This is a genomic window from Serratia sp. TSA_130.1 (assembly GCF_052691795.1).
This window is the reverse complement of sequence record NZ_JBQZFS010000002.1, coordinates 1,190,329-1,207,180: the sequence shown is the minus strand read 5'-3', so window position 1 is coordinate 1,207,180 and position 16,852 is coordinate 1,190,329. Positions and strand designations below refer to the sequence as shown.

The 16,852-nt window shown below is 54.4% G+C and carries 15 protein-coding genes; 7 read left to right on the top strand and 8 right to left on the bottom strand.

The window, feature by feature from the left end; genetic code table 11:
* Positions 1-6: 6 nt before the first annotated feature.
* Positions 7-2,340, top strand: a complete 2,334-nt coding sequence (locus ACUTQY_RS12695) for a primase-helicase zinc-binding domain-containing protein (protein WP_089194319.1) — start codon at positions 7-9, stop codon at positions 2,338-2,340.
* Between the two features lie 850 nt (positions 2,341-3,190).
* Here the strand turns inward: ACUTQY_RS12695 and ACUTQY_RS12690 are convergent.
* The 6 genes from ACUTQY_RS12690 to ACUTQY_RS12665 all read right to left on the bottom strand — a co-directional run bounded on the left by ACUTQY_RS12690 (position 3,191) and on the right by ACUTQY_RS12665 (position 9,277).
* Positions 3,191-3,562, bottom strand: coding sequence for a hypothetical protein (locus ACUTQY_RS12690; protein WP_206358902.1), 372 nt, complete (start codon positions 3,560-3,562; stop codon positions 3,191-3,193).
* 152 nt (positions 3,563-3,714) lie between these two features.
* Positions 3,715-4,956 carry an MDR family MFS transporter gene (locus ACUTQY_RS12685; RefSeq protein WP_342188283.1) on the bottom strand — a complete coding sequence of 414 codons (1,242 nt, stop codon included), beginning with the start codon at positions 4,954-4,956 and terminating at the stop codon, positions 3,715-3,717.
* 11 nt (positions 4,957-4,967) lie between these two features.
* Positions 4,968-5,729 (bottom strand): ABC transporter ATP-binding protein, encoded by a 762-nt coding sequence (locus tag ACUTQY_RS12680; protein ID WP_128868775.1) that lies wholly within the window; start codon positions 5,727-5,729, stop codon positions 4,968-4,970.
* Positions 5,729-6,766, bottom strand: a complete 1,038-nt coding sequence (locus tag ACUTQY_RS12675; protein WP_342188282.1) for a FecCD family ABC transporter permease — start codon at positions 6,764-6,766, stop codon at positions 5,729-5,731. The genes ACUTQY_RS12680 and ACUTQY_RS12675 overlap by 1 nt, the downstream gene beginning before the upstream one ends.
* Positions 6,766-7,764 carry an ABC transporter substrate-binding protein gene (locus ACUTQY_RS12670; protein ID WP_046688304.1) on the bottom strand — a complete coding sequence of 333 codons (999 nt, stop codon included), beginning with the start codon at positions 7,762-7,764 and terminating at the stop codon, positions 6,766-6,768. The genes ACUTQY_RS12675 and ACUTQY_RS12670 overlap by 1 nt, the downstream gene beginning before the upstream one ends.
* 574 nt (positions 7,765-8,338) lie before the next feature.
* Entirely contained in the window at positions 8,339-9,277 is a 939-nt protein-coding gene (locus ACUTQY_RS12665) for an aromatic alcohol reductase (protein WP_046688305.1), read from the bottom strand.
* Between the two features lie 70 nt (positions 9,278-9,347).
* Here ACUTQY_RS12665 and ACUTQY_RS12660 point away from each other — a divergent pair, with 70 nt between their 5' ends.
* Complete coding sequence (locus ACUTQY_RS12660; protein WP_197665291.1) at positions 9,348-9,782, top strand: winged helix-turn-helix transcriptional regulator; 435 nt, start codon at positions 9,348-9,350, stop codon at positions 9,780-9,782.
* Between the two features lie 170 nt (positions 9,783-9,952).
* Here ACUTQY_RS12660 and ACUTQY_RS12655 read toward each other — a convergent pair whose 3' ends face one another.
* Complete coding sequence (locus ACUTQY_RS12655) at positions 9,953-10,747, bottom strand: AraC family transcriptional regulator (RefSeq protein ID WP_046688306.1); 795 nt, start codon at positions 10,745-10,747, stop codon at positions 9,953-9,955.
* 87 nt (positions 10,748-10,834) lie between these two features.
* Between ACUTQY_RS12655 and ACUTQY_RS12650 the strand changes: the two genes are divergently transcribed.
* Positions 10,835-12,025 carry an MFS transporter gene (locus tag ACUTQY_RS12650; protein WP_046688307.1) on the top strand — a complete coding sequence of 397 codons (1,191 nt, stop codon included), beginning with the start codon at positions 10,835-10,837 and terminating at the stop codon, positions 12,023-12,025.
* A gap of 127 nt (positions 12,026-12,152) precedes the next feature.
* Positions 12,153-12,734 (top strand): NAD(P)H-dependent oxidoreductase, encoded by a 582-nt coding sequence (locus tag ACUTQY_RS12645; RefSeq protein ID WP_046688308.1) that lies wholly within the window; start codon positions 12,153-12,155, stop codon positions 12,732-12,734.
* Positions 12,735-12,897: 163 nt separating this feature from the next.
* Here ACUTQY_RS12645 and ACUTQY_RS12640 read toward each other — a convergent pair whose 3' ends face one another.
* The gene (locus tag ACUTQY_RS12640; RefSeq protein ID WP_046688309.1) at positions 12,898-13,803 is read right to left on the bottom strand and encodes a LysR family transcriptional regulator; all 906 of its coding nucleotides are present in this window, start codon (positions 13,801-13,803) and stop codon (positions 12,898-12,900) included.
* Between the two features lie 144 nt (positions 13,804-13,947).
* Between ACUTQY_RS12640 and ACUTQY_RS12635 the strand changes: the two genes are divergently transcribed.
* The 3 genes from ACUTQY_RS12635 to ACUTQY_RS12625 all read left to right on the top strand — a co-directional run bounded on the left by ACUTQY_RS12635 (position 13,948) and on the right by ACUTQY_RS12625 (position 16,814).
* Positions 13,948-15,348, top strand: a complete 1,401-nt coding sequence (locus tag ACUTQY_RS12635) for an amidohydrolase family protein (protein ID WP_046688310.1) — start codon at positions 13,948-13,950, stop codon at positions 15,346-15,348.
* A gap of 14 nt (positions 15,349-15,362) precedes the next feature.
* Positions 15,363-15,836, top strand: coding sequence for a DMT family transporter (locus tag ACUTQY_RS12630; RefSeq protein ID WP_046688587.1), 474 nt, complete (start codon positions 15,363-15,365; stop codon positions 15,834-15,836).
* A 108-nt stretch (positions 15,837-15,944) separates the two neighbouring features.
* Positions 15,945-16,814 carry an SMP-30/gluconolactonase/LRE family protein gene (locus tag ACUTQY_RS12625; protein ID WP_089194322.1) on the top strand — a complete coding sequence of 290 codons (870 nt, stop codon included), beginning with the start codon at positions 15,945-15,947 and terminating at the stop codon, positions 16,812-16,814.
* Positions 16,815-16,852 lie beyond the last annotated feature (38 nt).

Here is a 16,852-nt window from a genome sequence, read left to right as displayed (position 1 = left end):
AAGAGCATGAGCGCCCACTTCGTTTCCCAGACCGTACGCACCGCCACCGGCCACTGGCCGGTGATACTCCCGGCCCTCGGCATCGCCTTGCGGCCGAATGGCAAGCCGCAGCCGTGCCCGACCTGCGGCGGCAAAGACCGCTTCCGTTTCGACAACCAGGACGGGCGCGGCACCTGGTTCTGCAATCAGTGTGGGGCCGGTGATGGCCTCAACCTGGTGGAAAAAGCCCTGTCACTATCTGCCCGGGCTGCCGCCGAACAGGTGGCTGCCGTGATGGGGGATAATGCCAGCACTTTACCACCGACCGCTGAGGCCGGTCATTCACGACAAGACAAGGCTGACGCTCAGCGCAAAACCGCGCGACAGGCACAGGCTCTGGTGGCTGCCGCGCAGTCCCAGACCTGCAACGCCTATCTGAGCGCCAAAGGCTGGCCGGAGGTGGACACCCTGACCCTGCACGGCCAGTCGCTGCGCGTCGGGGGTATCACCTACCACCCCGGCGACCTGCTGTTGCCGCTGCTCAATGCCGGGGGCGAAGTGGTCAACGTGCAGCTGATTAACGCCCACGGAGACAAACGCATGTTAGCAGGCGGGCAGGTGAAAGCCGCCTGCCACACCCTCTGCGGCCCGGACAACGCGGTTATCTGGCTCACCGAAGGCTACGCCACCGGCCTCACCGTGCATCGCCTGACCGGTGAAACGGTGTGCGTGGCGCTGAGCGCCAACAACCTGGCGGCGGTGGCGGAGCAGCTGCGCAGCCATTACCCGGATGCACGGTTGCTGCTGGCGGCCGATAATGACCGCAGCGGCACCGGGCAGGCACGCGCCGCCGAGGCGGCCACACTCACCGGCGGTATCCCTGCGTTGCCGACAGACATCGGCGACTGGAACGATGTCTACTGTCAGCAGGGCATTGAGGCCACGCGGGCACAGCTCCAGGCGTTCAGCCAGCCGTCGCAGCCCAGCCCGTTCGACAGGCTGAGCGATGCCGACCTGAAAGCCATGAGCGCCAGCGAGAAGGCCGAACTGCTGGCTGAGCACTACGGCAACACCTTGGCGGTGCCGCCGGTGGGGGAAGAGCTGTGCCGCTATACCCGCGGCGCCTGGCAGGTGCTGCCACACCGACAACTGAGCCGAGAGATTGCCGCGTTGTTCCAGAAGGTACGAGCACCGTTCTCCGCCGCCGGTATCAACAGCATCCTGGACACCCTCAAGCTGATGGTGCCGCAGATGGGCGACCCGGCTCGCCGGTTGATAGGCTTTCGTAACGGGGTATTCGATACCGTGAGCGGGCAGTTCAGCGCCCACCGGCAAGAGCACTGGCTGCGCACCGTCAACAGCGTAGACTATACGCCGCCTCGTGCTGGGGAGAACCTGGCCGACCATGCCCCGTACTTCTGGAAGTGGCTGACACGGGCCGCTGGAGGCAATCACGACAAGCAAGAACGTATCCTCGCGGCGCTCTTTATGGTGCTGGCCAACCGCTACGACTGGCAACTGTTCCTCGAAGTGACCGGCCCCGGCGGCAGCGGCAAGAGCGTGATGGCGGCCATCGCCCGGCTGCTGGCCGGGGCGGATAACACCACCTCCGCCACCATCGATAATCTCGAGTCGGCGCGCGAGCGGGCCAGCGTGGTCGGCTACTCGCTGATTATCCTGCCTGACCAGGAAAAGTGGAGCGGCGACGGGGCGGGTATCAAGGCCATCACCGGCGGTGATGCGGTCGCTATTGACCCGAAATACCGCGACGCCTATGCCGCCTACATCCCGGCGGTGATACTGGCGGTCAACAACAATCCGATGCAGTTCAGCGACCGCAGCGGCGGTGTCTCTCGGCGACGGGTGATTATCACTTTCCCGGACGCGATACCGCTCGCTGAACGCGACCCGCAGCTGCTTGACAAAATCACCCAGGAGCTGGCCGTCATTGTGCGCCATCTGATGCAGCGCTTCGCCAACCCGAACGAGGCCCGCACCTTGCTTCAGGCGCAGCAAAGCTCGGACGAGGCGCTGACTATCAAACGCCAGGCTGACCCACTGGTCGATTTTTGTGGTTACCTGACGGTGCTCAGCACCGCAGAAGGGATGATGATAGGCAATGCCAACATCACCCCGCCGAACCCGCGCCGCTATCTGTACCACGCCTACCTGTCGTTTATGGCGGCACGGGGCTATCAGCACGTGATGAACCTGACGGCGTTCGGCCTGGCGGTACCGCAGACGCTGAGAGAGTATGAGAAAACCCTGCTCAAGCGTAAAACCCGGCTGGGGATGCAAACCAATGTGGTGTTGAGTGAAGAGTGCGAAGCGGACTGGTTGCCGAAGTGCGGTGCTGTGTGACGATGAGCGAGTCGATCGGCCGTGCCGATCAATCGGCCATTATTGATCTGCCGAACCCATTGGACGCTCAATCGTCACTCCGCCTATAGTGGCAGTGAAAAATATGCAGCAACACTAGGGCATTACCTCCGGCCGCTTTGCGGCCTAAATCATAAGAACAAGCGCTCTCAAACCGGCTCAGGCCGGTTTTTGCTCCATATCCATCGTTAACATACCACGATAGCCGGATACTGGCCGGGCGTTCAGCTTTCTCCCATAATCTAGGAGCAGCGGCTCCTTTTAGGACTGTTACAACAGCTGTTTTGATAACCACACTCTGTATAACCGATGTTCAGATCATCAAGCAGTCGTGTCAGACGGTAGCAAGTTGCCTGAACATACCGTTGGAGGACGCTCACAAAGGCAATGCAGGCATTTCCACAATCCGTCGGTCCGATGAGTAACACATTCCTATGTCGATGCACATAGCACCTATCAAACATGTAATAACATGGATAGCAGTTGCTGGCCTAGTCCCCGCTCATGCCGGTAATCCAGACTGAGACTGTGTATCCAACCCTAGTCTGGAGTGCTGACGTAGTCAATTGACCTTGAACACCTTCTGTTGTAGCGGTTCATACTCCAATAGCGGGTTCAAACGCTCATAGAAAATTAGTCACGTGTTGGTCATCGCTCTTGGCCACTGTAGCTCCAGAGTATTACTCGTGTGAACCAGCCGCAGAGCACGTATTTTTCCAGCAGTTTGCTGTTCATTGCCGTATACATTGCTGTGCGATGTGCTCGAGCAATAGGGCTTTCTGGAAGTTATTCTCCCACATGATGGCTCTGTCTTAGCGTGAGAGATCCAGCATCATAGGCTGGTCGATATGCTTGATCTGTAGGCATCTGATGCCGCCATTGCGTTCTCCTCACTGCAGTAGTCTGTTAGGAATCCAATGTTGCTGGCGATGGGAATCTGTTCTGTCAGCATAGTGCACCAGTCCGGCTGATGAGTGCGCGGACGCTGGGCAGCCAGTACACTGCGGAGGTAAAGCTGGATCAGCCTCTCGCCGGCTGCAATATAAATTCCGACTAGGTCATGCGAAATGGAATTGGCAATCATGCTGTACAAGATATGGTGACAATCTTCTGAAAGATACGTAATAAGAAGAAAATACTGCTTATTGTTTTCAAATTGAAAAACAAGTGATTTAATCTTAATAATCAAATTGTTATAAACCATAATCACCAATTAATAAGAAGTGGAAATGTTGGTCTTTTTACGATCAAATAATGTAATCGGCTGATATCGTAATCGATGATCCATTAAGATTGGAATACAAAGCAAATGAGGCCGCATTACCCACTCTGATTTCTGACTTCTCGCGTTCAGGCTTACGAGAGTGGCGCTCTTTGCAGCGGACGACAAATCACGGCCATAGCCGCAGCACTGCACAGGGGAAGCAGCGCCAACAGCAGCCAGGGATAGATGGCCTGCGTTGAAGGCACCAGCGCTAGATCCAACAACGGGCCAAACAATAAATTACCTGCCAGCACCGCGAAGCCCCCGGCGGTGGCTAACGCACCATAGTGCGCGCCAAGCGTCGACTCATCGGCGAATCGCGGGATAAGATCTTTAGCCGATGGCACCAGCAGCATCTGCCCCAACGTTAAAAGTGTGACCAGACATGCCGAAGGCATTAACCGCAGCCAGCCAGCCAGCGGCGGTGTCGCGGCGAACATGGCCACACTCCCAAAAGCGGCAGACAGCAGCAAAAAACCCATCGGTAAGATTTTGATCGCTCCTACTCGCCGTGCGAAACGTGCAAGCGGAAGCTGGAGGGCAATGATCAGGACGGAAGCTAACATAAAAAGCGGGCCGAGATCTTTTTCGCTGCCGCCCGATCGCTGAATTTCAACCGGTAGCGCCAAATAGAGCTGGTTGTAGCTTAAAAGCCACGAACTGTAAGCGATGATAAAGGCGACGAAACGCGGCTGACGGAATGTCGTCCACCAGGGCACTATTTCTAGTGCCCGCTCGCTGCGACGAGCGTCAGGAAGGCAGAAGTACAGCACCGCCAAGGCGACAACAAAGACCCCAGCCCCTGCAAGTGCCACCTGGCGGAAGCCGAGCCCTGTCAGCAGCGCGCCGACAACCGGGCCCAACACGGCGCCGAGTTCGCCGCACACGGCGAAAAGCGCGAACCACTCCGCGCGGCTGCGTTTTCCGTTTACCTCGCTGTCGGTGCCCGCTTTAGCCAACAGCGCTTCAATCGACGGAGAGAACAGTGCGCCGCCGATGCCGGTTAGGCAAGCCCCCAGAATGATGGGCCACAGGGATTGTCCAAGCGCCAGCAACAAATAGCCCGCAACGCGGATCATGCAGCCGCTCAGGATGACGACCTTTGCACCGTATCGGTCAGAAAGCGTGCCGCCCAAAATAAACATCCCTTGCTGCGAGAAGGTACGCAACCCGAGAATCAATCCGATAACGCCGCCGGAGAGCCGCATGTCGTCGCGCAAGAATATCGCCAGAAAAGGGACGACCGCGTAAAAGCCGATGTTGAAAACAAACTGGCTGCCCAGTAAAACGGGCGGCCGTAGCGTTGTGGCAGGACGAAGGGAGAAAAGAAACATGTCGCCGCATCCTAAACGATAAAATGAATGTGCTTTTTACCATGGAAGCGGGAGATCTCAATTTTCGTTTTCACCCTAAAGACGTCCCAGAGCAGTGCTTCCGACAAAATAGCCTCGGGGGTCCCGGTGGCGATGATGTGCCCGCCCTGCATCACAATCAGCGAATCACAGAACATCGCAGCGTGATTGAGATCGTGAATGGCCACAATGCTGGTGACGGGCAACTCGCTGATCAACTGCATGAGCTGCATTTGATGGTGAATGTCCAGATGGTTGGTCGGTTCATCCAGCAGGATCTCGCTGGGCGTCTGCGCCAGCGCACGGGCAATGTGCACCCGCTGGCGCTCCCCACCGGAGAGACTCAGCCAACCTTGAGCGCTTTTTTCCAGCATGTCCACTCTTTGCAGGGCGGCGGTGACGGTTTCATCATCGTGCGCGCTCCAGTTCGAAAAAGCGGAGTGATGTGGAATACGCCCGAGTTTGACCACGTCGCGAACGCGCATGTTGGCCTCAGTCATGCCATGCTGCTCAACGAAAGCTACCCGGCGGGCAAGCCGCTTTTTGGCGATACGGGCAATGTCTTGCCCATCCAGCGTCACGCGGCCGGCATCCGGGCGCCGCAGGCCCGCTAGGATGCGCAAAAGCGAAGATTTACCGCAACCATTGGGGCCAAGCAGCCCCACGGTTTCACCGCGAGAAACGCTCAGCGAGACGCCATTGACGATGACCTTTTTACCTACCTTCCAGGTAATGTTGTCAGCGGATATGCTCATCACTTATTCCTTGAACGGTAAATAATCACGGCAAAGAAAGGCACCCCGACCAGCGCAGTCACCACGCCGACCGGCAGAGTTTGCGGCGCAATCAGCAGACGAGAGGCAATGTCGGCCAGCACCATCAGGATAGCCCCCGCCAACGCGCTGGCAATCAGCAACGTCCGGTGCAGCGGGCCAAAAAAGAAACGCATCACATGCGGAACCACCAGTCCCACGAAACCGATAGACCCCGCCATACTGACGATGGTCGCGGTGATGAGCGCGGTGACGGTAAAAAGAATTAGACGCACCCGGGGAACCGCGATGCCGAGCGATGCGGCAGCATCGTCACCGAAAGTAAATGCATCCAGCGCCTGGGAATAGTAAAGGCATACGGCAAGCCCTATCACCACCACCGCCAGCACAAGCTGGAATTCAGGCCATCGTACGCCGCTGAAGCTTCCCAAAAGCCAGAACATCACATCACGCGCCTGCTGCGCGCTGGCTGACGTGCTGATGGTGTAAGCGGTAATCGCATTGAAGAGCTGGGAAGCCGCAACACCAGCCAGAATAGTACGTTCATTTCCGCCGCGCGCGCCGTTGGTCAGAAAAGCGACAAAGGCAAAGGCGGCAAACGCACCGGCAAAAGCGCCCACAGAAAGAGAGACGGCTCCGGTACCTATGCCCATAACCACGACGGAAACCGCTCCCGTCGATGCTCCGGCAGAAACGCCGAGCACATAAGGCTCGGCCAGCGCATTTTTCAGCAAGCTTTGCAAAACGGCGCCGCAAATGGCTAACCCGGCGCCGCTGCATGCCGCCACCAGTGCACGGCTTAGACGGAAATCCCAAATCACGCTTTCATGGATGCGACTGAGCGGCATTTCAGTCAGCCCTATTTTATTGCTGATGGCATAAAAGACGCTTTGCAGCGGGATCGAAAGCTCCCCCAGGCTCACGCCAAGCGCGATTACCAGGAATAACAGCGCCACGGCGAGCAAGATCGTGAAGCTCCGAAACAGCCTCTTGCGTGGCTGAAGAACGGCGGTCGTCATTAGTTCAGTCCCAGTTTTCTGAGTTGTTCGCCCACCTGTTCAGCACCGTAGAGCGTCCTGATTGTCGGGTTCATCGCCTGGCCGTCCATCACCACGATATGACCTTTTTTCACTGCGTCCAGTTGGCTGATGGCCGGATCGCTTTTTAGGAATTTGATTTTTTCCGCCGCGTTGTCAAGCGCCCAACGATTACGATCCAGACTGGAGACCACGATTACATCCGGATTCGCTGCGATAATGCTTTCCCAACTCACCGTCGGCCACTCTGTCTCGGAAGTGATGGCGTTATGCCCGCCCAGCACGTTCGCGATAAATCCGGATGCGCTGTTTTTCCCTCCTACATAGGCATCAGCTGAGGGGGATGAGCTCGAGAACCAAAAGACAAAGGAGAGATCCTTCTTGTTTTTACCGAATTCCTGGCGCAGATTCGCTTCACGCTTTTTGAAATCGGTAATAACGGCCCGGCCGCGATCTTCAACGTTAAAAATGTTGGCGAGATCGGCAATTTCTTTATAGAGATAGGTCATATCCCACAGCTTTTGGCGGCTGCCATACATATCGCCGGTGGCTTTTTTGGTGGCGCACATGCCCGGTGACACGTAGCTGTTCACGCCCAGGGTCACCAGATCTTCACGTTTGGCGACCTTGCTTTCAGGTCCAAGCAACAACGGTGACTGAGCGGGAACGAAATCCGGATTTTGCGCAAGCACGGATTCAAGGGTGGGGATTTCTACTGTCAGCGTCTTGATTTTTGCATTCTGTTCAGCCAACTGAGGCAATACTTTGGTCGGCCAAAACGCACTGGCGGTCACCTTATCTTGCAGGCCCAGCAGGAGCAAAATTTCAACGGTATTTTGCCCCAGCGCCACCACGCGTTCAGGTGCCTGGGTAAATGTCTCTTTATACCCACAGTTTTCAATGGTCAGAGGATAGACAGTGGCCTGAGCAGAACTGACTGAGGCAAACATCATACCCAACGTGCAGATGACCTTTTTCATTAGCTATCCTTCATTAAAATCGTTTTCGAAAATCCAGGATGTTTTTTAATGTAAATGAAACTCATTATTGAGGCGGAATTTTATACAATGGCCCATATGAGGTGTCAATAAGAGATAATTTCTGAAGGTGACTACTACGTAGGCAAGTGCATATGAAACAGTAAGCGGCCCACAGGGTGAGCCACCTAAGCTAAGTGGCAAATGCAACGCCCTTTGCCCATATTAAGGTTAAACGGAACTGCCGGCCATAAGAAAGCATATGGATATATTATGAATTAAAACCACTATTTCACATTCAAATATGAAACTAAAAATAGACAAATCGAGTAGCGCTACGACTACTTCCGTCCTATTTTAAATCAATCTTAAAAGAAAAATAAGTCAATCTTTATTTTAAAAAGTGACATAGCACAATCCGATTATAATCAATAAAAGCACTTCATCTTATGCGTTAGTCATTAATAAAATTCGATGATCATTTCTCAAAAGCAATAATGCAACCTGTCTCCCAGACCCTTAAAGCCCAGGAGCAGAGGTATTAAGCTGCCAGAATCAAGGATTATTTACTGCTGCCCTAAATAAGGTTGGCATTGATCCAAGATGCCACGTCGGTGACCGGAATGGCATGCTGTTGATTGAAAGTCACACTCTTATCCCATGCAACACCTCGTCCTTGAGCAAAAACAGCACGATACTTATGCATCATATCTTGCGGTTCGCGTGCCAGCTCATCCAGCAAATACTGTTCGCTCCACACCGAACGGGTGAAGGGGCGACCGAGAGCAGCTTGTAACTTGTCAGCCACCTCTTCGTAAGTCACTGTGTCACCGGCTATATATACGATTTCGTCACGGATACGGGGTGCTGCAAACACGATTGCGGCAGTCAGCATCCCTATATCATCCGGCGTTGTCAACGTCATCGTGTTATCAAGGCTGCCCAAAGCATTAACTGTGCTATTTTGCAGGTCAACAACACCGAAGGTCGGCTCAAACAGATAGCTCATGAATATACCGGTCGAGATGATCACCCACTCCGTCTGATGCTGACTGCGCAGCAATTCGCGCACATCCAGCTGAGCGTCGAAAATATTCTGGGGGCTACCGCGGCCAATTGCGTCAAAATCGGCTCCGAACTGCCAAGGGAAGTATCTCTGGATGCGAGCCTGCAAGGCCGCTTTCGCCAATTTCATTGGCGTCTCGATTCCAGCCGCATAACCCGCACAACCGATTACTGTGTCATATTGTGCAAATACTTCGGCGAGCTCATCAATTGAGCTGGTGACAAGATTGCCTGGGACAATCTCAATCCCAAGTTCACGGATCTCCGTGATAACATGTCGCTTCTGTGGATCACTGGATTCAACCGTACTTGCTCGCAGCAACACACTTATTTTGGCGTCATCTACGTCTTTCGCTCTGCGCGCAAGATTGCGCAGCACCGGTAGGCCAAGTTCGCCAGCCCCGAGCACAAGAATATTTTTAGACGTAACGTCAAGCGTTTTATTGTTCATAATTCAACCCGTCAAGAATGTGTTTCGGCACTCTAACAATTCATGGTCGAGTAAAAAAGAAGGTACATGCATGATACTGGAAGCCAATAACATCGATAGAGATGAAATTCTCCAATACTCTCAGGCCGTGTGTAACGGGCTAAGAGATGATGATGATGGGTTGCGGCGGGAAGTGCTCGCACATGCCGGAAGCCGCTGGTCACTCGGTATTATCAACACGCTAGGCGTGTATGGCAGACTGCGCCACGCAGAAATCGGCAGGCGCATGCATGGGGTAACCCAGCGTATGTTGACACGAACGTTACGACAGCTCGAGCGTGACGGCTTAGTACTCCGTCATGATTATGAAGAAACGTCTCCCAGAGTCGAGTATGAATTGTCCGATACGGGCATGGAGCTGCTCGTCCGTATGATCCCACTCTGGACCTGGATCGTCGGGAATGCCGATCGCTTCCGAGAGGCAAGATTGAATTTCGACAAACAACACGGCGATGCGGACTCGTAGCTTGTCCTATGGAGTAACGCAACGCCACATTCCCCCTCCCACTGCCGCGCAAAATAATCTGAAGTGGATGTTAGGTCTGTGATGGAAAAGCGACTTTCGCAACATCGGCACGTTAGCGAGTTCGAGTTTCTGCCACGTTGAGGGTTAGCTTGCGTTGGTATATCCGCCCGTCAACGCAAAGTGGCAAAGTACTGTGTCGGCGATTTACCCAATGCTTTTTTGAACATCGTGATGAAGGCGCTCACCGAATCATAGCCCAGTGCGCCCGCCACATTTTGCACTGATTGCCCATCAGCCAGTTGGCGCAAGGCAATCATCAGATGCAGTTGCTGGCGCCAGCGTCCAAAACTCATGCCCGTCGCGCTTTGCACCAGCCTGGACAGCGATCGCTCGCTGGTTGCAAGCCGATTAGCCCATTGCTGCAACGTCGTGCGATCGCCAGGATCGGCAAAAAGCACATCAGCAATGTGTCTGATTTTAGGGTGGTCGGATACGGGCAGATAGAGCGCAGTAACGGGCGTGTCAGGAATCTGCTCCAGCAGCACTGCAGCGAGTCTGGCCGTTTTACCTTCGGAAGAATAACGAGGTTCCTGTTCAGCAAGGTGAAGAACGAGTTCACGGACAAGCGGCGTAATGGCGATCGTACAACAGATTTTGGGCATAACCGCCGCACCGGGTTCGATAAAAAGAAAGCAGGTACGGGCATTTTGCGTTACGCGGCAACTGTGCGGCATATCGCCGGGGATCCAGACCGCGTGTCCGGGAGGCACCAGCCACAGCGCATTCTGTACTTCACAACTGACTGCGCCGTGTAAAGACAGTATTAGCTGACCTTTGCGGTGAGCATGGGGGCCGAGACCTGAATACTCGTCCATAGAGGCCACGTTCAGGGCGACGGCTGCCTGAGTGAAAATATCTGAGTCAAACTCTTCAGGTGAAGATACCGTTTTTTTGCGGTCTGGCATAATTTAGATATAAGTTGTCTGATTATCTATATTTTGTACATCTTGGGAATCTTAAAGTCTCTTCTTTTTTGAGAGAAAGTCAGAAAGATGTCAAATACAACCAACAAGTGGCAGGCCCTGGCACTTGTGACGGGAATTCTTTTTATCGCCGCTAACCTACGAGTTCCTTTCACCGGTATAGCGCCGGTTTTACCGTTAATCCAGAATCATTTTGGGCTGAGTATCACCGCCGTGGGGTTGCTCAATTCACTGCCGTTACTTGCTTTTGCGGCATTTTCCCCGCTAAGCGCGCCCATTGCACGCCGATTCGGACTGGAGCGCACGCTTTTTGGCGCGCTGTTGATGATTTCGGCAGGGATCCTGCTGCGTTCTGCTGGCAGCATCTGGGCGCTGTACGCCGGTACGATCCTGATAGGTACCGGGATCGCGCTGGGGAATGTTTTGCTGCCAGGCTTGATCAAGCGCGACTTTTCGTCAAACGTGGCCTCCATGACGGGCGCTTATTCCATCACGATGGGAGCCGCGGGCGCTGTCGGTTCGGCCCTGATCATTCCACTGACGCAGCTCTGGAGCTGGAACATCGCTTTGGCGTTGATCGCCATAGCTCCGTTATTTGCGCTCATTTTATGGCTGCCGCAGCTTAAAAAGCACCATCAGCAAACGTTGCCAGGCCCGAAAAAATCTGCAGCCGTCGCGGTTTGGACATCGCCTCTGGCATGGCAAGTCACGTTATTTATGGGACTGAATGCCATGCCTTTTTATGTTGCGGTGGGCTGGTTGCCTGCAATTCTTGCAGACAGCGGCATATCTTCTGCAAAAGCAGGCACAGTACACGGCATGCTGCAGCTGACCACGGCTATCCCTGGATTACTCCTGGCGGCCACGCTGCGCCGCCTGAAAGACCAAAAGCTGGCGGCCGTCTCTGTCAGTCTGTTAACGGCGCTGTCCCTCATCGGAATCGTGTATGCCCCCGGTCTGGCGATGCTTTGGGCAGCTATTTTAGGGTTCGGTTCTGGAGCCAGCATGATGCTGGGTTTGACCTTTATCGGTTTGCGTACCAAAAACGCCGGCGACGCGGCGGCTCTGTCAGGCATGGCGCAGTGTGTCGGCTATCTGATGGCGGCCATCGGCCCCCTACTACTGGGCAAAGTACATGATTGGTCAGGCGGCTGGGCCATGCCGTTGCTGGTGACTGCTGCGATCGCGGTGGCGGGCGCCTGTACCGGCATGGCGGCCGGACGAAACGCCCATCTGGAACCCGCATCCTCACTGAGCTGAATCTTGACTGCTGTCTTCGGGAGAGCGGAACGTTCTCCTGATGTTTTCTATACCGGGATTTTTCGATACCGGATATTGTGCAACACACTTCTAAATCCAGTTTCTAATACGAGTAAGGCAGTATTCCATGAGTAATATTCTTATTGTCAATGGCGCCAAACGTTTTGACTTTGCCAAAGGTGAGTTAAACGAACACTATGCCACTACCGCACATGAATTGTTAAGCCAGCTTGGGCACGAGGTTTCCATGACAAAGGCTGACAGCGATTTTGATCCTCAACGCGAGATAACGAAAATACTTAACAGTGACGTCTTGATTTATCAGATGCCAGGCTGGTGGATGGGCGAACCCTGGACTGTAAAAAGATGGATCGATGAAGTGTTTACAGCCGGCCACGGCATTCTGTATGAAAGTGATGGCCGTACACGCTCTGATGCGTCGAGAAAATATGGTTCAGGCGGTCTCCTGCAGAATAAAAAATACATGCTTTCTCTTACCTGGAACGCCCCATTAGAAGCATTTAACGATCCGCACCAGTTCTTTGAAGGTCAGGGCGTGGATGGGGTATACCTGCATTTTCATAAGGCGAACCAGTTCTTAGGCATGCAATCGCTGCCCACCTTTATCACCAATGATGTGGTCAAAGCGCCGGATGTAGAGAATGAGATCAGGCGTTTCAGCAATCATCTTACGGCACTCTTTTCTTAATGGCCGATAAAACCACGCCCTGAAAAGGGCGTGGTTTTCCCCACAGGGCGCAGAGAACAGGGGCTTGATGATGGCGGCGGTGTGGCTTCGATTTCTTACCGTCCTCCGCTCAAACACGCTTGCTTCGTTCGTCCCCTGAGTGATCAGGGGCTGCTCTTCGCATTCAGTCGCCCGCACCGGCGCTGCGGATAAGCCCAGCTACCCAGTCAGCAAAGGCGCGAACGGCGGGAGAAAGAAAGCGCTGATGCGGATAAAGCAAATTGACCGGCGCCGACGGCGGCTGCCAGTCAACCAGCACCTCGATTAACCTTCCTTCCTGCAGATGTGCTGAAACCACGCTCTCTGCAAGCTGTGCCAACCCGAAACCGTCAAGACACATGTTGATGTAGAGGCCCGTTTCATTCACGGCGGCCACCCCGTTCACCGGTACGGCCAGTGTTTCAGCACCGCGGACAAAGCGCATTTCGTTCACACGCCGGGTTTGACCGGAAAAATAGTGAATCGCCCGATGCCGGGACAGTTCGTCAGGCGATTGCGGAACGCCATATTCCCGGAGATAACTCGGCGACGCGCAGGTGACCCAGCGAAACCGCCCCAGCGGGCGGGCAACCAGCGTGGAGTTATGCAGCTCCCCCACCCTGATCACGCAATCTACCCCCTCCTGAACCAGATCAACCTGCCTGTCGCTCACCCCGACCATCAGATAAATCTCTGGGTAAAGCCGGAAAAAGTCTTTCAGACGAGGCATGACGATGAAATGGGCGATCCCCCCGGGCATATCAACCCGCAAACGCCCCTGCGGTCGTTTTACCGCCTCCGTCAGGCCAGCTTCCGCATGATCGATTAACGTAAGTATTTCGCGGCACTGCACCAGATACTGCAATCCTTCCGGGGTGAGGCTCACCCGCCGCGTTGTCCTGTTCAACAGCCGCACCTGCAAGTATTTCTCAAGGTTTTTTATGGTGCCAGTTACCGTTGACGAAGGTAGTGACAGCGCTTCTGCCGCGCGCACGAAGCTTCCGGCTTCAGCGACCCGCGTAAAGATCTGCATAGCCTGAATACGATCCATATTTCCTCTCCCGCGCGCCGCCAAATCGCCGGCAGTCAATTTTATTATTCGCATATTATGAATAATAAAAACGCGTTAAGCATCTTTTTCACACTAATTGAGTGGCGTATTGTTTTCCTATTAATGAGGAAAGAGGCTGTTTAAATGACCGATTACATCAGAAATATCGTTAATAATCATACAAAAACCCCACCAACAACGCTGATCCGTGGCGCAACGATACTGAGCATGGATGAGAATGTAGGTAATATTGAGCGCGGTGATGTTCTTATCACTGGCTCAACCATCACCGCAGTGGGTCAAAACCTGGACGCACAGGGTGCTCACATCATAGATGCCACTAACATGATTGCCATGCCGGGGATGGTGGATTCTCATCGCCACTCTTGGGAAGGACAGTTGCGCCGCATAAACCCTAATGCCACCTGTCTGGACGACTACAGCAACGCCACGCACTTCTCTTTCGCCAAATACTATCGCCCCGGCGATATTTATATCGGCAACCTGCTGACTGCCCTGGGCGCTATTGACGCAGGCATAACTACCATCATTGATAACTCCCATAACAGCCGCACCGCCGCGCATTCAGACGCTGCCGTAGAGGCCCTGTTTGACTCGGGTATCCGCGCCATCCATGCCTCTGGTGCGCCGGTATCGGGAGAGTGGGACAGAGCGCACTGGCCGGGCAACTGGCAGCGCCTGCAAGAAAAGTATTTCAGAAACAACCCTGAAAGCCTTGTTTCTCTCGGTGTCATGGCTCAGTTGGAACCGGAGTTGTGGGCCGAGGCTCGCAGGCTGGGGCTGCCAATCGTCACTGAATTCTTTGGGGCTGGAATGGCTTCGGAGCTTGAATCGCTGCATCGGCGGGGGCTTCTTGGCCCGGACAATATTTTCAATCACTGCACGGCGCTGCCTGACGAGGGATGGCAAATCCTGCGGGAGGCCGGCGTGCGAGTCAACGTCTGCCCGCGCTCCGATGCGCATTACGGCATCGAGAACGGCATGTTTGCCATTCAGGCAGCGCAGCGTCATGGCATCAATCCCGGCCTGAGCGTCGACAATGAAACCTCATACAGCACCGACATGTTTATGGAAATGCGCGTGGCGTTTTACCTGCAGCGGGTTATGGGCATGCATCAGCATCAGCACTGCTGCGGTTCTGCACATTCGCTGACAACGCTTCCGGCAGCACAGCTCCTCAAAGCGGCGACCGTCGATGGCGCGGCCTGCGCTGGGCTGCAGGACAAAGTCGGTAGCCTGGCGCCAGGCAAACAGGCTGACCTGATCCTGATCAACGCCGGCGACATCAATCTGTATCCAAACGGGAATGCCTTTGGCACGGTGGTACATGCAACGGAACGCAGCAATATTGATACTGTCATGATCGGCGGTCGCATCGTCAAGCAGAAAGGCAAAGTCCTGGGCGTGGACAGCGCGCGTCTGCGTACAGCGATTGATGAATCACGTGAGCATCTGTTTGCCGCCGCCGGGTATGAGCCTGATATTTTTGCGGAAACCTTCCTGCCGCTGAAACAGGCGCACTGACAGGGATGAAACGCATGAGCATGATGTATTACGTAATCGCTTTTGCCGCCGGTCTCGGGATCACCCTGCAGACCACCCTGAACAGCCAGCTGGCGCGAGGACTCGGAGGCGATTCGGTGACAGCCGCGCTGTTTTCCTTCGCGGCCGGGGCATTCAGCCTCGGGATTTACTCGCTGCTGCGCGGGGGATTATTCACCTCACTTGCAGCCATTCCGTCTCAACCGCTATGGAGTCTGGCGGGAGGGCTGATCGGTGCCTGCGCCTTGTTCAGCTATGTCGTGCTCACACCTAAAATCGGCTTTTCAGCCCTGCTTGGGTTGGCGATTGTCGGGCAGTTGCTCTCGTCGCAGGTAATTGATCATTTTGGTCTATTGGGTGCTCTACGCCGGCCGGTGTCGTTGCTTAAGCTGGGGGGGATGCTGGTCATGCTGGTCGGGCTTGCCGTCATGTTGTTCGGCGATCGACTGTCTGCGCGTTTACTGCACTGACAGAATGACACACAGCTCCCTAATCGTTGCGGATATTTGCCCTAGCGCAGACGTCCGTAAGCATGTCTTAAAAGCGTAATACATACTTTTCCTCTATGGAGTATTAACATGTTTTCAATTGCAGCAGATGTCAGAAATACACTGGGAGAGTGCCCCCTGTGGTGCGAAAGAACACGCAGGCTGTTCTGGACTGACATTGAAGGCAGTGAACTGCTCGCCTTAGAAAAAGATAAAAACGTCGTGATGCGATGGTCTCTGCCTGAGCGGCTCGGATCGTTTGCCCTTACTGAAAAGGCTGACGTACTGCTGATGGGGTTAGCATCACGTCTCGGCCTCTATAATCTGAATACCCAGGTTTTTAGCACGGTGAGTGCATCACCGGGGGTTAGCGGAACACGAATAGGCGATGGGCGTTGCGATCGCTCGGGCAATTTTTTGTTTGGAACCATGGATGATAACCATCCTCCCAAAGTCATCGGTCAATTTCACCGACTTAACGCAGCTACTCTGACAGTTGAGACGCTTTCCCTAACCGAAGTTGCCATCCCGAACAGCATCTGTTTCAGCCCGGACGGCGGCACGATGTATTATTGCGACTCAATGCAGGGACGCATATTCTGCTGTGATTACCCCACTTTGGATAACCAACGCGTGTTTACTGAGACAGAAGGAAAAGGGGCACCTGATGGCTCCTGCGTGGACGCAATGGGCTATTTATGGAATGCAGAGTGGGGAGGAAATCGTGTTGTACGGTATTGCCCAGACGGTACGCTCGACCGCATTCTGCCATCCCCGGGTATTCAGACCACCTGTCCGACGCTGGGGGGCGAGGCATTTACAACGCTATATTGCACCAGTGCCAGCATAGCTCTATCTACACCATCGAAGTATGACGGTGCGTTATTGAAAGCCGAACCAGCCGTATTTGCCGGTTTGCCTGAAAGCCGCTTTGCGGCAGTAACATATCAACAACACTAATTATTTTATGTTCGGCAGTGCTGTTTCTTAGCGGGTGA

Coding starts and splice junctions, on each gene's coding strand:
- ACUTQY_RS12660 (WP_197665291.1), top strand. CDS start 9,348: ATGATACTGGAAGCCAATAACATCGATAGAGATGAAATTCTCCAATAC.
- ACUTQY_RS12670 (WP_046688304.1), bottom strand. CDS start 7,764: ATGAAAAAGGTCATCTGCACGTTGGGTATGATGTTTGCCTCAGTCAGT.
- ACUTQY_RS12695 (WP_089194319.1), top strand. CDS start 7: ATGAGCGCCCACTTCGTTTCCCAGACCGTACGCACCGCCACCGGCCAC.
- ACUTQY_RS12625 (WP_089194322.1), top strand. CDS start 15,945: ATGTTTTCAATTGCAGCAGATGTCAGAAATACACTGGGAGAGTGCCCC.
- ACUTQY_RS12640 (WP_046688309.1), bottom strand. CDS start 13,803: ATGGATCGTATTCAGGCTATGCAGATCTTTACGCGGGTCGCTGAAGCC.
- ACUTQY_RS12645 (WP_046688308.1), top strand. CDS start 12,153: ATGAGTAATATTCTTATTGTCAATGGCGCCAAACGTTTTGACTTTGCC.
- ACUTQY_RS12655 (WP_046688306.1), bottom strand. CDS start 10,747: ATGCCAGACCGCAAAAAAACGGTATCTTCACCTGAAGAGTTTGACTCA.
- ACUTQY_RS12685 (WP_342188283.1), bottom strand. CDS start 4,956: ATGTTTCTTTTCTCCCTTCGTCCTGCCACAACGCTACGGCCGCCCGTT.
- ACUTQY_RS12690 (WP_206358902.1), bottom strand. CDS start 3,562: ATGGTTTATAACAATTTGATTATTAAGATTAAATCACTTGTTTTTCAA.
- ACUTQY_RS12635 (WP_046688310.1), top strand. CDS start 13,948: ATGACCGATTACATCAGAAATATCGTTAATAATCATACAAAAACCCCA.
- ACUTQY_RS12650 (WP_046688307.1), top strand. CDS start 10,835: ATGTCAAATACAACCAACAAGTGGCAGGCCCTGGCACTTGTGACGGGA.
- ACUTQY_RS12675 (WP_342188282.1), bottom strand. CDS start 6,766: ATGACGACCGCCGTTCTTCAGCCACGCAAGAGGCTGTTTCGGAGCTTC.
- ACUTQY_RS12665 (WP_046688305.1), bottom strand. CDS start 9,277: ATGAACAATAAAACGCTTGACGTTACGTCTAAAAATATTCTTGTGCTC.
- ACUTQY_RS12680 (WP_128868775.1), bottom strand. CDS start 5,729: ATGAGCATATCCGCTGACAACATTACCTGGAAGGTAGGTAAAAAGGTC.
- ACUTQY_RS12630 (WP_046688587.1), top strand. CDS start 15,363: ATGAGCATGATGTATTACGTAATCGCTTTTGCCGCCGGTCTCGGGATC.